This is a genomic window from Pseudoduganella sp. OTU4001 (genome assembly GCF_038440195.1).
GTDB lineage: Bacteria > Pseudomonadota > Gammaproteobacteria > Burkholderiales > Burkholderiaceae_D > Rugamonas.
In genome coordinates this window covers 76,941-91,735 of the sequence record NZ_JASATG010000004.1, presented here as the reverse complement: position 1 = coordinate 91,735, position 14,795 = coordinate 76,941, and the positions used below count along the sequence as shown (strand labels likewise).

Genomic DNA, 14,795 nt, shown 5'->3' with positions numbered 1-14,795 from the left:
ATTATTCTTCCGTTGGGGTTTCTTCGACGGCGGCCGGTGCTTCCGGCTCCGGGTCGTTGGCGGCGGCCAGCACTTCGCGCGGGATGTGCACGATCTGCGCCGGCGCGCGCTTGAACACATCGGCCAGTGCGCCGTTGATGATGCGCTCTTTCAGCAGGTCGGTATCCATCAGCAGGTCCAGCAGCGGGCCTTCGACGATGATGTCGCCGCGGCGCTCGATGAAACCGAGCTTGCCCAGGATGCCGAGGTTCATGTCCATGCGGGTCTTCTTACCCAGCTTGTCGCCGAAGTCGGCCAGCAGCGCCTTGTACGGGATGCCGATCGAAGTGTCTTCCGCGCGCGGCACCGGCTTCTCGGTGCCGAACATATCGTTCTGGTCGTCGTCCGCGTGCTGGTGGGTTTCCTGGCGCTCGCGCTTGGGCAGGATGATCAGCGCCCACAGCACGACCAGCAGGGCCACGCCGTCGCGCGCCAGGCCGAAATTATTGTTCTGCCAGGTGTCCTTGGCGCCGAACACTTTCGGCTCGATGGCGCGCTGCAGCGCCAGGGTCACGTGGTCGGCATAGACGTTATCCAGCAGCTTCATGCCGCAGGCAGTCAGGCGCGCATCGACTTCGGCGCGGAAATGTTCATCCGACAGCGCGCGCTTGACCATCTTGTCGTCGCGGCGCAGGGTCTGATGCGCCATCAGGCGCGCAATCAGGATTTGGGAATCATCACTCATCGGACTTGCCGCTTTCTTTCTTGTCTAATTCGAGGGTAAGCGCGGCCAGGGACATGGCGGCGATCTCCAGGTCAGGCAGCTGCACCATTTCATCCTGCGGCGCGAAACGCACCGGCAGGCGCGCCAATTCGGCGGTGGTGCCCTGCATCGAGGCTTCGGCTTCATCGCCCAGCAGCGGCAGCATGGAAGCGCGGTAGGACGCCAGCGCGAACGATGCCGGCAGCAGCGCCTCGTGCACCTTCACTTCGCGCGGCGAGCCTTCCGCCACGGCCGGGAAGTTGTTCAGCTGCGCGAAGTCGGACAGGCGCTCCAGCCAGTCGTCCAGCTCCTTCTGCATGGCAGGGCTGTCGTTGATCGTGGTTGGCGCATCCTGGCCGGCAGGCAGGCCGTTTGCAAGGGTATTCGGGCGTTCGGTCATCAATTCGGTTTCGGCGACGTCGATCATTTCGGCCGGAGTAATGAACAGCGGTTTCACCGGCTGGTCGATCGCGTCTTCCGCCAGCGAGGCCAGGTCTTCATGGGCCAGCAGCCAGCGTTTGATATCGGTGGTGGACAGGCCGGACTGGCCCAGGTGCACGCGCTGGCGCTCGATCTGGTTCAGCGCGCGCGAGAACATGCCCTGCATGTTCAGCAGCTGCGACTGGGCGCGGCCGATCGCCTGGGCGGCGCGGTGGGTGGCGCTGTCCGCGTTTTCGTCAGTAGTAATGGCGCGCAGGATGACGGAGCCCTTCTCGACCCAATCGCAAGCCTGGTGCCACTTGGCCTGCGACTCGCGCAGGCGGAATTCGGAACCGGACGCGATGGCGTCGCGGAATTCTTCGGTCAGGTCGACCAGGCGGCCCAGCAGGTGCTGCAGCTGCTCGGTGGTGACGCCGCCCACGGCCTGGGCGCCGGCCACCTGCGACAGCAGGAAGCCCATTTCGGCATCGTCGTCTTCCGGCGCGGACAGGGCCAGCAGGCCGTCGATGGCCGACAGCACGTTGCGCGCCATCGGCGTCACGCGGTAGACGGATTGCTGCGCATCCCAGGCCAGCAGGCCGTTGGAGCGCAAGCGGTTCAGCACGGTTTCCAGGCTTTCCGGCAACAGGTAGGCCAGGCGCGTGTTGATATCGGCGCGCGAAAACGCCGAGGAAGTTGTCTCATTTGCAAGCTCACGCAGCACGAGCAGGCGCACCAGCACCCCCTCGAAACCACCGTGGAACAATGCAGTAAATACCTGCAGCAGCGGCTGGGCGCGCTTCAGGTGATAAACCTGCTCGATCTCGTCGGCGGAAATGTGGGGCTGGAAGTGGGCCTGCAGGGCGTCCTGCTGCTCTTGCTCAGTCGGATTGGTGTCGGCGCTCAGGGCCGCACTTGCCATCAAGTCAATCATTACACTCCATCAACACGTCAATAAGTCGGGGTGTGGCTATTTGCGGTTGACTTTTTCCAGAACTTGCTCAAAGGAATCACCATTTTCTTCCTTGAAGCGGATACGGGCGGGGTACCAGTCGAGGCCGGGGGCCAGCCACAGGTCGACTTGCTGCTCGTGGCTGCCGACCGGCTTGCGGCTGAAGTGCAACACCTTGAGGTCGCCGAGGGCGGCGCTGTCCATGGTTTCGTTGCCGACCACGCGGAAGGTCCAGACGTCGCCGTCGCGGCGGCCGGCGACGAAGAAGCTCCATTCGCTGCCAGGGGTGAATTTGTCGGGCGTGGCGCGGGCCAGGGCGGCCAGTTGCCAGGTCACGCTGCTGCGGTCTTGCTCGCCGCCGCGGATGGCGTAACTGACCTTGCCGTCTTCGAACTGGATGCGGTGGGCGTTGCGGTCGAAACGGGTGGTGGTGGGATCCTTGCGGATGCGCTTTTCATAATAGGTGGCGGGCGCCAGGCCGTATTCGTCCAGCGTGCCTTCGCTGCGGTGTTCCAGCACCTTGCCGAACAGGCCGGAGCGGGCTTCGGTCAGCAGGCTGTATTTGCCTTCGGCCTGGCGCCAGCTGATGGTGCCGGTGCCCATGAGCGGTATGCCGTGGTTGCTGCCTTTGACGGAGTAGGACAGCTCGGCCGACGGCGGCATGCTGGTGGCGCGCTTGGCCACGGGGTAGGTGGCGGCGTGGGCGCTGACGGCGGCCAGGGCCAGGACGGTGGTCATCAGGGTTCGGCGCATATCTCGTGCTTCCTTACTTGGTGATGCGGGTAACGGTTTGGGTGGTGATGGCGCCATTGGCTTCGCTATTCCGGATCTGCACCGGGTACCATTCCAGGCTCGGCGCCAGCCAGATATCGAGCTTGGCGTTGTAGCTGCCGGGGCGCGGCGGCCTGACGATATGCCAGGTCACCAGCTTGCCCATCTTGGTTTCCAGCTCTTCTTCGCCGACCAGCTGGAAGCGGTAAACCTCGGCCTTGCGGTCTTCGCCGACCAGGATGTTCATCTCTTGTCCGTACTGGTTGACGTCCGCACGCCCGATACCGGCCAGCTGGAACAGCACCGTGGCGCGGTCCTGGGCGCCGGATTGCAAAGGCACCGTGCGCTCGCTGGCGGAGAAGGTGATCTTCTGCTCCTGCTGGTTGAAGTGCGTGTTGGTGGCGGAGCGGTTGCGGCGCTTTTCGGTGAATTTTGCCGGGGCGATGCCGTAATCGTCGATCGTGCCTTCACTGCTCACTTCCAGCAGGTTGACGCGGGCAATCAGCAGGCTAACGCCGACTTCCTGCGCGGCCTTGTAGGTCATGCCGTCATGCTGCCAGCTGATGGTGGCGGAGCCGCTCCAGTTGGTGCCGTCCGCATCCTTGCGCTTAACATCCATTTCCAGCTTGGCCGATGGCGGCAATTCAACTTTCCACCGCCTGGTCGATGCCGGGCCCTCCTGCTGCGCCGTCGGTTCCGGCTGCGCGGATTCTACGTCGGGCGGCGCCGGGGCGGCGTCCGATTGGATGGCCGGTGCGTCCGGCTCGGCGACGGCTACCGGCGCCGGCTCAGGATCGGCCGGGGCCACGGCCGGCGCTGCATCCTCCGGTGGCGGGACTGGCTTGGGCTTGCGTGGCTTGGGTTTGGGGGCCTTGGCCGGCCTGGCATCGGCGGCAGGCGCCGGTGCCGGCGGCGGCGGCGGCGCCAGGCGCAATTCGGCGTTGATGATGCCTTTGCCGGCCTCGCGCTCCTGTTCGGTGGCGCCAATCCGGCCGCTGACCCAGTTGATCGTCACAAAATGCAGTGCCACGGTGGCGGCGCAAACGGCAATGATGCGGCGGCGGTGGCGGTGGCGGAGCGGGGTAACGATCGTCATGGTCGCTAGTTTAACGTGACAGCCTGCCGTTCCGCTGACACGGCGTGCAATGGCATAATTTGCTGGAAATTTTGACAAGGAGCCCTGATGTCCCTTTTGCGCCAGCGTGGCCATGCCGATTCCGGCAAGGTCGGCATGGTCGAACTGTTCTTCGACCTCGTGTTTGTATTCGCCGTCACCCAGCTGTCCCACACGCTGCTGAAGAAGCTTGATGCCGAAGGCGCCTTGCAGGTCGGCCTGCTGTTCATGGAGACCTGGTGGGTGTGGATCTACACGGTGTGGGCCGCCAACTGGTTCGATCCGGAGAAGAAGCAGGTGCGGGTCGCGCTCTTCGCGCTGCTGATGGCGGGCTTGCTGATGTCGGTCTCGATCCCGCGCGCGTTCACGGACCTGGGCTGGCTGTTCGGCGCGTCCATCCTGCTGCAACAGGTGGGGCGCACGCTGGCCATGCTGGCGGCCAGCCGCGGCGAAGACCCGGCGCTGCGCCGCAACTTCCAGCGCATGATCGTCTGGCTGACGGCCAGCGGTTCCTTATGGCTGATCGGCGGCCTGGCTGCGCCGGAGTCGCGCATGGCCTGGTGGCTGGCTGCACTGGCGGTGGACCTGGCGGCGCCGATGGTGCTGTATTTCGTTCCCGGCCTGTCGCGTTCGACCATGGCCGACTGGAATGTGGACGGCAGCCATATGGCGGAACGCTGCGCGCTGTTCATCATTATTGCGCTGGGCGAGTCGCTGCTGGTAACCGGCACCACGTTCGCGGAGCTGGCGTTCGATGCCGCTACCGTGGGCGCTTTCCTGCTGGCGGTGCTGGGCACCATCCTGATGTGGTGGCTGTATTTCGACCACGGGCTGGAACAAGGCCATCACCGCATCGTCCATTCGAACACGCCGGGCCGCCACGCGCGCAACAGCTACACCTACCTGCATATCCCCATCGTGGCCGGCATCATTGTCGGTGCGGTGGGCGATGAGCTGGTGCTGAGCCATCCACACCACGGCAGCCCGGCGGCGATGGCGGCCATCATCGGCGGCCCGCTGCTGTTCCTGTGCGGGACGGCAACCTTCAAGTGGCTGGCGCATACGCGCGCCCTGCCGCCGCTGTCGCACCTGCTGGGCATTGCGATGCTGCTGGCACTGGCCCTGCTTGCGCTGCCGTTGCACCTGTCGCCGCTGCTGGCGGCCGGCATCACGGTGATCGTGCTGCTGTTCGTTGCTGTCTGGGAGAGCTGTGTGCTACGCTAAACGACTACAACCTGGAGACCCGATATGACCACACCACAAATGCCCAACATCCCCGGCGCTGCAGTGATGACGGATACGCTGGACTTCGTCAAATCCCTGTGGGGCAGCATGGGTGTGCCAGGCATCAGTATTCCCGGCATCGCCGCGCCGACGCTGTCGGTCGATGACCTGGACAAGAAGATCAATGAGCTGAAAGCAGTCGAGTCCTGGCTCAACCTGAACGCCACCATGCTGCGCTCCAGCATCCAGGCGCTGGAAGTCCAGCGCGGCACCATCGCGGCCTTGAAGTCGATGGGCCAGTCGCTGGCCGCCGCCGTGCAGCAGGCGCCGCACAACGATCCGTTTGCGCATCTGGACACGCCGAGGGCGGAGCGGGCCGCTGCGGCAGCCGCCGCCAAACCGGCCGAACCACCAGCCGACGCCGCCAAGCCGGACAAGCCAGCTGCCGGCGCCGCCAGCGCTGCCGCCAACCAGATGGCCAATCCAGCCGCGTGGTGGAATATGCTGCAGGAGCAGTTCACGCAAGCGGTCAACACCGCCATGGCGGCCGATCCCACTGCCAAGCCGGCGGACGCCAAGAAGGCCGCGGCGCATGACAGCACCAAGCCTGCCGCCAAACCGGCAGCACGCAAGCCTGCGGCGAAACGCGCTCCGAAAGCGCCTAAGGCTTAGTTCAGCTTCTGGATGCGGATGGCTTCGATCAGGCCATCCTCAGCGCGCTGCACCTTCATAATATTGATCAAGCCTTCGTCCTCCAGCGCCTTGGCGGCATCGTGCGCGGCCTGGAAGGATTCGAGGGTGTCGCCTTTGGCGCTGACTGGACGGATCCAGGCAGCTGCGCCCACCTTCATCTTGTTGTAGACCTCTTTGGCGATATCACGCATGGATCACTCCTGGTCGTGGTCAATTTTCAGGGCGGCCGACAGTTCGGCTTCAACTTCCTCCGCCGACATCCGGCCCGGCATCAGTTTCTGCAGCTGCTCGATCAGCTGGGCAAAGCGCTGCTGGCCCGGCGCGATCCGGTCAACGTGCATCAGCACGTCGTTTGCTTCGGTCATCAGGGCTTCGTTATAGCCCTTTGCTTGCATGTGGGAGATCAGGATCTGGGCGGAGTTGAACAATATCCGCATGTTGTCCGGCAGGCTGGCGCGCGCTTCGCGCATCCAGTCGACTGCTTCGTCCAGCTTATTGGTTTTCCAGAGCAGCACGCCCTTGTTCATCATTTCGGACGCCTCCTTGCGCGCAGACTGGATCAGGGTCGCGCCTTCGTCGCTCATGCGGGCTTTGTCGAAAATGCGCTGGACTTCGTCGTGCAGCACGGTGTTGTCGTCGTTATTGCGCACCACATAGCACAGCAGGTCCACCGGCGCATCCTTCACGCCGACGGCAAACAGCAGCGTCGCCATTTCCAGGCAGGTCGGCGTATCGGGGCGCTCTTTGTCCCCGTTCAGCATTTCCTCCAGCTCGTCGCCAGATTTACGCGCGCGGCGGTAGTCGCCGCTCTCGTGATAGACCAGGCCTTCGGTGATCTTGGAGCGCAGCTCCACCAGGCTGCCGGAAAAGTCGCGCTGGGCGGCCGCCAACAGCAGCAAGGCTTCCTTTGCGTCGTTTTTCTGGCCCAGCACGCGCGCCAGGCCGAAGTAGGCGTCAACTGTCTTCATGACCGAGTATTCGCCGATCTGCATGCATTTGCGGAATGCCCTCTCCGCCAGAGGGATATTCCCCAGCTTGAGCGCTGCGATGCCCAGCGCGCGCTGGCGCGGCACGGAGTTGGGTGACAGCTTGGCCGCGCGTTCCAGCACATCGCAGGACTCTTCCAGGCGGCCCATATGCTCCAGCGACTTGGCCAGCTGGTCGTAGGCGTCCAGGTAGAAGCGGTTCTCGGCGATCACGCCTTGGAACATCTGGCGTGCCGCTTCGTGGTCGCCGTTGGCCATGCGGATCTTGCCGACGCCGGTGCGCGCCCAGTTGTAGTCGCGCTCTTGCAGCACCTTCTCGTACACGCTGCGCGCCTGGTCTGGCTCGCCCGCCTTCAGCAGCAGGGTGGCGCGCATGCGCTGCAAATCGACTTCGTGCAGCTTGTTGCGCGCAGCGGCGGTTTCGCATAGCTTGGCGGCGCGCAGATAGTCTTTTTCCAGGTAGGCCTGGTCGATGTCCTGGAAGATCTGCTTCTTCTGCCAGGCGCGGTTCAGGCGCGTCAGCAGGACGCCTTCGGTGATCGGTTTGATGATGTAGGCGTCAGGCTGGTGCTCGGCCGCGCCCATCACCGCTTCCACGCTCTTTTCAGCGGAGACCATCAGCCATACGCAGCTTGGCATCAGCAGGCCTTTGATGCGGGCTTCCTCCAGCACGTGCTGGCCGCTCTTGCCTTCGCCGAGGTTGAAGTCGCACAGGATCACATCGTATTGCAGGCGCCCCAGCAGTCCCATGGCTTCGCCGCCGCTGGATGCCTGGTCGATGTGGCGCGCACCCAGGCTGCGCAAGGCTTCGCGCAGCAGCTGGCGCACGCCGACGAAGTCGTCGACGATCAGGTAGCGCTTTTCAGCCCAATTGACGCCCGGGGCTTTTTCCGCCCCCGGTACGACCGGCGAGATGGTAGGCAGCGCGTTCATGGCAGGCGCAGGATGAAGCAGCCGCCGCCCAGGGTGCCGCCGTTTTCCAGCGCGATGCTGCCCTGGCGCTGGCGGTGCTTGTGCGACTTGGCGACTTCGCTCGCAAAGTACAGGCCAAGTCCGCTGCTGTTGGTCAGGAAGTTGATGCCCTGCCCTACCAGCTGGCCGGCTTGCAGCATGGCGGGCGGGAAGCCGTCGCCATTGTCTTCCACCCGCACTTCCATGAAGCCGTCCTGCTCGCGAATGACCAAGGCGATCTGGTCGCGCGTGTAGCGCACGGCGTTGTTGATAGCGTGCGAAAGCAAGCCGAGGACCAGGTCTTCGTCGAAAGTCCAGATCAGGTCCGGCGGGAATTCGGTGGTGAGGCGGATGTTCTTCGACTGCAGCAGGACGCGCTGCTGGGCCGCCAGCTGGTCTACCAGCTCGCTGACTTGCACCGGCGTCGGGTCGAAGGGGTAGTCGGGGCGGCCTACTTCCTTGTAGAGCGCTAGCAGCTGGATCAGGTGGTCGTTCAGGCGCTTAGTCTGATACAGCATTTGCGCCATCTGCGGGTAGGCTGGGTTGTCTTGCGCGGTATCCCCTGCTTGCACAAGCAGGTTCTCCAGCGTGCCGGTCAGCACACTGATGGAATTCTTCATGTCGTGCACCGTGGAGGCGAGGAACATGAACAGCTCTGGCGAGCCGGCGCGGTCTTCCATGGATTCTCCAGCTGTTGGATAGGAAACCATTATAGCTTGCGGCGCTGCTTCAACAGGAAGCGTCCGGGGTCCAGTGCGGCGGCAAGTGTTGCTTCGATGGGAAGGGGTTCATCTTCCAGTTGACAGGCCAGGATTTCCGCTGCCAGCGGGGCCCAGATCAGGCCTCGGCTGGCATAGCCGAGCAGCGTGTGCAGGCCAGGGTGGCGCGGCAGGTCGCGCAGGCGTTCGCTGCGGCCTTGGCTTGCGCTGTCGGGCAGCGCGCCGACCAGGGGCAGGCGGTCGGGGGCCATGGTGCGGAAGCCTACGCGGCCTTGCAGTGGTTCGCCCTGCGCGCTCGTCGCGGCGGCACCGAGGATCTCTTCGGCGCGCTGCAGGTTTTCGTCCTGGCTGGATTGCCAGAGGGTGCGGTCGGTGCTTTTGTCGTAGGTGGCGCCGACGCTGATGATGCCGTCCACCGCTGGGGTCATATAGGCTTCTCGGCAGACTACCAGGGGGAGGCTGGGGAAGCTGCCCTCTTGCAGGTGGGTGACCTGGCCGCGCATGGTGTACAGGGGGAGCTCGCTGGCTTGCAGCAGGGCTGTGGCGCCGGCGCCATTGGCCAGGATGACCGTGGGGGCGCTGGCCAGCAGGCGGCCGTCAGAGGCCAGGACTTGCCATTCGCCGGCGCCATCCGCGTCGGTCCCGGGAGCCCGTCCCAGGCGCAGTGCTTCGGCGTGGAAGATGCGCCGCAGCTTGTCGCCGCAGGCTTGCAGCATGGCGCGGCAGACGGTGGCGGGGGTGGCCCAGCCGCCTTGGGGGAAGTGCCATGCGCCAAATGGCGTGGGGGCGCCGAGCATCTGGCTCGCTTGCCGGGCGTCGAGCCAGCGGACGTATTGCTCGGGGTAGTGCCAAGTATCGAGGACTTCCTTTTGCAACTGCGCGTGCTCGGCGTCGCGCGCCAGTTGCAGCACGCCGCATTGGTCGCCGCGGATCGCGCCCGCCACGACATCGGCATCGGGACCGGGGGCGTGCGGGTCGAGGCCGCCGAGTTGCTGCCACGCGCGCTGGGCGTAGAGGTAGGCGGCGCGGGCCAGGCGGGTGGGGATGTTGTCGTCTTTCGACAGCAGCGGCATGAAGATGCCGGCGCGGTTGCCGGAGGCTTCCTGTGCGGGCGCTTCGTGGCGTTCGATCAGCGTCACCTGCCACCCGCGCGCAGCGAGCCGTTCGCAGGCGGAGCTGCCTGCCACGCCTGCGCCGATCACGATGGCGCGGCGTTCCGGCTGCGCTGGGCGCGGGGGCTGCGGTTTGCGGCTGGTGTAGGCGAAATGCTGCCAGCCCTGCTCCCCCGCCGCGCCGCTGGGGCTGAAGCCGGCGGCGCGCAGGTCGCGTAGTGCTTGCTCGTCAGGTTGGTGGATACGCAGCGTGGCTGCGGGCGTCGCCAGGCGCTGCAAGGCGCGGATGTGGTCCAGCGGCGCGGGGAGGATGAATTCATCGGCGCGGGCGACGATTTCCGGCAGCCAGGCTTCGGCCGGGCCGGCCAGCAGGTCAAGCGTGATGCGTTCAGATGGCAGGTGCAACCGGTGCAGGCCCGGCACATCGACCGGCCATTGCGCCGTGAGCGGCGGGAGCGCGTCCGCCAGCGCCGCCAACATGTCCAGCGCGGGGACCTCCGGCACGATCGCCAGGTAATGCAAGTGCGCAGCGGTGGCGGCGGGCGTGGTGCGGTGGCTGTCGAGGGTTGCGAGGAACTGTTCGCCGCGGCCGAATGCGGTGTCGAGCACAACGTGGCGCGGATCAGCCACCGTGCTGGCACTCCTTGTAGCGGAAGCAGGCGAGGTCGTGGTCATTCACCATCCCAATGCCCTGCATATACGCATAAATGATGGTGGAGCCGACGAATTTGAACCCGCGCTTGGACAAGTCCTTGGAGATACGATCCGACAGCTCGGTACGCGCCGGCCGGTCGCCCTGCGCGGCGATGCGGTTTACGAGTGGCTTGCCGCCCACATACCCCCACAACAGCGAAGACAGGCTGCCGCCCTCCTCCAGCAAGCGCAAATAGGCGCGCGCGTTGGTCACAACCGCATTCACCTTCAGCCGGTTACGCACGATACCGGGATTATCCAGCAGCTCTGCAATCCTGGCGTCGTCATAGGCAGCGATCTTGCGCGCATCCCATCCATCAAACGCCGCGCGATAGTTCTCGCGTTTATTGAGGATGGTCTCCCAGCTCAGCCCCGCCTGCGCGCCTTCCAGATTCAGCATCTCGAACAGCCGCAGCTCGTCGTGGCAAGGCACGCCCCACTCCTGGTCGTGGTAGGCGATATAGCGTGGATTGTTTGGATTGGCCCAGGAACAGCGATGTATGCTCATGGGCAGATTATAGTGCGCTCTCCCAGGCTGGTCACGATACGCGCCTCGCCGCGCTCCACGCACGCGCCCAGCTCGTGCACCAGGCGGGGGAACAATTCCTCCGGCTGCGCCGACTCGGTCGCGTACACCGCCGTCCAGGAATCGCGGCCCGAGTGCTTGGAAATGTACAGACCCACGTCGGCCAGCTCCACCACCTGCGACCACGACATCAGGCGCGGCTGCGATGGCAGGAAGGGATAGCAGGCAAAGCCGATCGAGCAAGTACGCTCCAGGCGCGTACCATCCGGCAGCACGAAAGCGCGCGCCGATACCGCCTGGCGGATGCGCTCCGCCACCACATGCGCTTCGCGCCGGTCGGTGGCGCGCGCCAGCACCAGGAATTCCTCGCCGCCCCAGCGCACCAGGTAATCCGACTCGCGGAATACCTCGCGCAGGCGATCCTTCATCTGCACCAGCACCGAGTCGCCCGCTGCGTGGCCATGGCGGTCGTTGACGTCCTTGAAGTGGTCCAGATCGACCATGTAGAACACCAGGTCGCGGTCGTTGGCGTTGGCGTCGCCGGACAGCCCGTCGTAGCCGCGCAGGCTGAGCGCCACGTCCGACTCCACATGCTGCAGGAAGAAGCGGCGGTTGCGCAGGCCGGTCAGCTGGTCGGTCAGGCTGACGTCTTCCAGCGCCTTGTAGGCGCGCTCCAGCTCCAGGTTCTTTTCCAGCAGTTGCGCCTGCGCTGCCGCGTTGTCCAGCGCGATGGCGCCGTAAGCGCACAGGGTGCGGAAGATCAGGCGTTCGCGCTCGCCGTAAGCGCGTGGCAGCATGGACTGCACCGTCATCACGCCCAGCATACGCTCACCGATCATCAGCGGCGCAAACAGCAGCGTCAGGGTCGGCAAAGTGCCCGGGATCAGGTTCGGAGTATCCGACTTGTCCTCGATCTCGATCAGGATCTCGCTGCGCTCGCGCACGCAGCGCGCGGTGTTGAAATGCGGGTCCGCGACCTCGATGCGGGTGGCCGGCAGCGGCAGGCCCATTTCCACGCCAAAGGCGCAGTACAGCGATTCGCCGTCCGGCTCCAGCAGGAAGATCGAAAAGTGCGTCGAATCGAGCAGGCTATGCACGTGGCGGTCCAGCGCGCGGAACACGGCGAAGGCATCCAGCTGCGCCGTGATCTCCTGGCCGATGGCCGACAGGTGGCTCAGCGTCGCGCTGGTCTGGGCCAGCACTTCGGCACGCTGCGCTTCTGCGGCGGCCAACTGGCGGTGGTGCTCGCCTTCGGTCTGGGCGCGCTCGGTCTGATGCTGCACCTGCATGGCGATGGCGCGGTTGGTGGCTTCCTGGCTGTGGGTGCGGTCGCGCGCCGCGTTGGCCTGCACCGAGAATTCATAGGCGCGCTCGAAGTCGCCCAGCGCCGCATATTCGCGCGCCACCACGTCCAGCAGCTCGCCCGGCACGATATAACCGTCGATATTGGCGGTGATGGACAGCGCCTCGCGCAAATACTGCAGCACCGCCAGCGAATTGCCGGCATGGATATCGGCCAGCACGCGCAAGGCGGCAATCTGGCCGAATGGATCGTTCAATTCACGCGCCAGCGCCAGCGCAGCCATGGCAGCGGCCTGCGCCTCCTCCATCTTGCCCAGCCCCGCCAGCGCATGCGCCTGGCCGCGCCGCGCGCAGCTGTCGAAATCGTTCTGCGCCAGCGCATGGCCGCGCTGCTCCAGTTCGCGGAAGCTGGCCAGCGCCGCCTCGTGGTCGCCCAGGTCCAGCGCCAGGTCGCCCTGGTATTCCAGCGCCATGACGAAGGCGCGCGAGCCGGACAACGGCGCCAGGATCTGCAGGGCATCGCGCAGCAAGCCCTTGGCCGCCTCGCGCTGGCCGAGATGGCGCAGGGTTTCGGCGGTCTGCATCTGGCACAGGCCAATGCACATCGGCCAACCGGTCGGACGCGCCAGTTCCAGGCCGCGCTGCATCCACTCCAGCGCGGCGTCGTGCGCATTGAGGCGGGTAAAAGCGTTGCCGATATTGGTGGCGAGGATGATGGCGCGGCGCAGCTGGCCGGAAAGACGCGCAGCTTCAAATGCCGCCATCAGGTGGCTGATGGCGCGCCCGAATTCAGCGGACTGGAAAGCCGCCGTGCCGAGGTAGTCGGAAATCCAGCCCGCGACTGCCGGATGCTTGCCTTCCACGTCTGGCGTAAAGCGCTTGCTCCAGCGCCCGCTGGCTGCGCCCGCATTGCGGAACACGCTGAACAGGGCCGCCACGCTTTCAAAAATATCAATGCGCATGGCATCGCCGGCGGCGCGCGCATCGGCGATGGCCAGCGCCAGCTCGTTGTCGCAGCCGGCCGAATCGCCGCGGTCGACGGCGATCCAGGCCAGCAGGCTATGGGTGTCGGCCGCGCCCAGGCGGTCGTTGTGGCGGGCGAACTCCAGCATGGCCTGTTCCGCCATGCCGGTGGCCCCGTCCAGATCGCCGCCCAGCCAAAGAGCTTCGGCTTGCGCCAAATCCCAACGCGCGGCGAGGATGCGGCGTTCGGCCGCCGGCAGCGGGACTGCCAGGGATGTTGCCTCAGCAGCAAGTTGCGCTGCGCGCAGGGCGTCGCGCTGCCGCAGGTGCCAGGCCAGGCGGGATAGCAGCGTCAGGCGATATTCCCCCTCCGCTTGCGGTAATTCGGCCTCCCACTGAGCCAGCTCCTCGTCCAGCGCGAACAAATCCACTACTTGATATCCTTGAAATAGGTGTTGCAGTAAAGAATCATACCGCACACCCGGACTTTTTGCTGTTCAAGTAGCTTAAAAGATGCTTAGCGGCGCTCGGGTTTGGTACCGCTGTCAGGTTTATTGCCTCCTGTGGTGCCGTGGGCGCGCTGGTCCGCCTCGTCTGCAGGCTGGCGGGCGCTGCCGGTGGCGCCCTGGGTGCCGCTGCTGCCGGCCAGCGTGTCGCCCTTGATTGCCGCGTTCAACTGCTCGGCATTGTTCAGGTGCTGGTGGATGGTGGGTTGCAAGCGCGCCGCCAGCGCCTTCACTTCACTGTCCTTGGCCGACGACTCGGCCTTGGTCACCAGCGCGTGCGCTTCCTTGTGCGCCTTCACCCCGGCTTGCTCCATGAAGCTGCGGTCAAACTGGTCGCCCGACATTTTGTCGAGCTTGGCGGCCATCTCCTTGTGCTTGGCGTCCAGCCCGGTCGGCAGGGTCACGCTGCGCGCGGCGGCTACCTTGCGCACCTCGTCCAGGCCCTTGGTGTGGTCGTCGACCATTTGCTGGGCGAAGCTCTTGACCTTGTCGTTCCGGGTCTTTTGCAGGGCCATCTTGCCGGTTTCAATTTCTGCCATATTGGCCATGGCCATGTCGGTCAGCAATTTTTGGTCAGCCTTGCCCAGATTGTCAGCCCAGGCAGCGCCCTGGCCGAGAACGGCGGCGAGCACGGCAGCACGCATCAAGCTTTTCATCATTGCCTCCTTTTCAGAACATGGAAAAATATTTTGAGGCAGGATGGAATAAGCCGGCCACACGCTACGTATACGCAATACTTCCCACCATAAAGGAGAATCACAATGAAATCCTTCATCCTGATTACCGCCGCCCTGCTGTCCAGTTCCGTTTTCGCCGCCGAGCCCCTGAAAAAAGCCGATGACGTCTATGTCGATGGCGCCGGCATGACCGTCTACACCTTCGACAAGGACGTGGCCGGCAGCGGCAAGAGCGTGTGCGTCGATGCCTGCCTGAAGAACTGGCCGGCGGTGCCGGCCGGCGGCGACCTGTCCGGCCCATGGTCGGCGGTGACGCGCGACGATGGCACGAAGCAGCTGGCCTACAAGGGCAAGCCGCTCTACCTGTTCGTCGGCGACAAAAAAGCGGGCGACCGCAATGGCGACAACATGAAGGACGTGTGGCATATCGTGAAGGACTGAACG

At 65.0% G+C, this 14,795-nt stretch carries 14 protein-coding genes; 3 read left to right on the top strand and 11 right to left on the bottom strand.

All coding sequences use genetic code 11. The features are described 5' to 3' along the window. Position 1: 1 nt before the first annotated feature. The 4 genes from AAHE99_RS05405 to AAHE99_RS05390 are packed head-to-tail and all read right to left on the bottom strand — an operon-like array spanning position 2 to position 3,981. Positions 2-724: a hypothetical protein gene (locus tag AAHE99_RS05405; protein WP_342115212.1), complete on the bottom strand. Its 723-nt coding sequence runs from the start codon at positions 722-724 to the stop codon at positions 2-4. Beyond that, positions 717-2,096, bottom strand: coding sequence for a hypothetical protein (locus AAHE99_RS05400; RefSeq protein WP_342115211.1), 1,380 nt, complete (start codon positions 2,094-2,096; stop codon positions 717-719). The genes AAHE99_RS05405 and AAHE99_RS05400 overlap by 8 nt, the downstream gene beginning before the upstream one ends. A gap of 36 nt (positions 2,097-2,132) precedes the next feature. Then, the gene (locus AAHE99_RS05395) at positions 2,133-2,867 is read right to left on the bottom strand and encodes a DUF3108 domain-containing protein (RefSeq protein WP_342115210.1); all 735 of its coding nucleotides are present in this window, start codon (positions 2,865-2,867) and stop codon (positions 2,133-2,135) included. Between the two features lie 13 nt (positions 2,868-2,880). Continuing rightward, entirely contained in the window at positions 2,881-3,981 is a 1,101-nt protein-coding gene (locus tag AAHE99_RS05390) for a DUF3108 domain-containing protein (protein ID WP_342115208.1), read from the bottom strand. Between the two features lie 87 nt (positions 3,982-4,068). Between AAHE99_RS05390 and AAHE99_RS05385 the strand changes: the two genes are divergently transcribed. After that, the gene (locus tag AAHE99_RS05385) at positions 4,069-5,223 is read left to right on the top strand and encodes a low temperature requirement protein A (protein ID WP_342115207.1); all 1,155 of its coding nucleotides are present in this window, start codon (positions 4,069-4,071) and stop codon (positions 5,221-5,223) included. A gap of 24 nt (positions 5,224-5,247) precedes the next feature. After that, positions 5,248-5,895 carry a PhaM family polyhydroxyalkanoate granule multifunctional regulatory protein gene (locus AAHE99_RS05380; protein ID WP_342115204.1) on the top strand — a complete coding sequence of 216 codons (648 nt, stop codon included), beginning with the start codon at positions 5,248-5,250 and terminating at the stop codon, positions 5,893-5,895. Here the strand turns inward: AAHE99_RS05380 and AAHE99_RS05375 are convergent. The 7 genes from AAHE99_RS05375 to AAHE99_RS05345 all read right to left on the bottom strand — a co-directional run bounded on the left by AAHE99_RS05375 (position 5,892) and on the right by AAHE99_RS05345 (position 14,333). After that, positions 5,892-6,107, bottom strand: a complete 216-nt coding sequence (locus tag AAHE99_RS05375) for a hypothetical protein (protein WP_342115202.1) — start codon at positions 6,105-6,107, stop codon at positions 5,892-5,894. The genes AAHE99_RS05380 and AAHE99_RS05375 overlap by 4 nt on opposite strands. Before the next feature lie 3 nt (positions 6,108-6,110). Next, positions 6,111-7,835, bottom strand: coding sequence for a tetratricopeptide repeat protein (locus AAHE99_RS05370; protein ID WP_342115200.1), 1,725 nt, complete (start codon positions 7,833-7,835; stop codon positions 6,111-6,113). Next, positions 7,832-8,533: a sensor histidine kinase gene (locus tag AAHE99_RS05365; protein WP_342115198.1), complete on the bottom strand. Its 702-nt coding sequence runs from the start codon at positions 8,531-8,533 to the stop codon at positions 7,832-7,834. The genes AAHE99_RS05370 and AAHE99_RS05365 overlap by 4 nt, the downstream gene beginning before the upstream one ends. Before the next feature lie 29 nt (positions 8,534-8,562). Beyond that, entirely contained in the window at positions 8,563-10,359 is a 1,797-nt protein-coding gene (mnmC, locus tag AAHE99_RS05360) for an FAD-dependent 5-carboxymethylaminomethyl-2-thiouridine(34) oxidoreductase MnmC (RefSeq protein ID WP_342115195.1), read from the bottom strand. Continuing rightward, positions 10,307-10,885: a DNA-3-methyladenine glycosylase I gene (locus AAHE99_RS05355; RefSeq protein ID WP_342115193.1), complete on the bottom strand. Its 579-nt coding sequence runs from the start codon at positions 10,883-10,885 to the stop codon at positions 10,307-10,309. Before AAHE99_RS05355 ends, mnmC begins: the two co-directional genes overlap by 53 nt. Next, complete coding sequence (locus tag AAHE99_RS05350; protein ID WP_342115191.1) at positions 10,882-13,599, bottom strand: sensor domain-containing diguanylate cyclase; 2,718 nt, start codon at positions 13,597-13,599, stop codon at positions 10,882-10,884. Before AAHE99_RS05350 ends, AAHE99_RS05355 begins: the two co-directional genes overlap by 4 nt. 86 nt (positions 13,600-13,685) lie before the next feature. Next, positions 13,686-14,333 (bottom strand): DUF4142 domain-containing protein, encoded by a 648-nt coding sequence (locus AAHE99_RS05345; RefSeq protein WP_342115189.1) that lies wholly within the window; start codon positions 14,331-14,333, stop codon positions 13,686-13,688. A 102-nt stretch (positions 14,334-14,435) separates the two neighbouring features. On the opposite strand from AAHE99_RS05345, the gene AAHE99_RS05340 reads away from it, so the two are divergent. Continuing rightward, positions 14,436-14,792, top strand: coding sequence for a COG4315 family predicted lipoprotein (locus tag AAHE99_RS05340; protein ID WP_342115188.1), 357 nt, complete (start codon positions 14,436-14,438; stop codon positions 14,790-14,792). Positions 14,793-14,795: the final 3 nt, after the last annotated feature.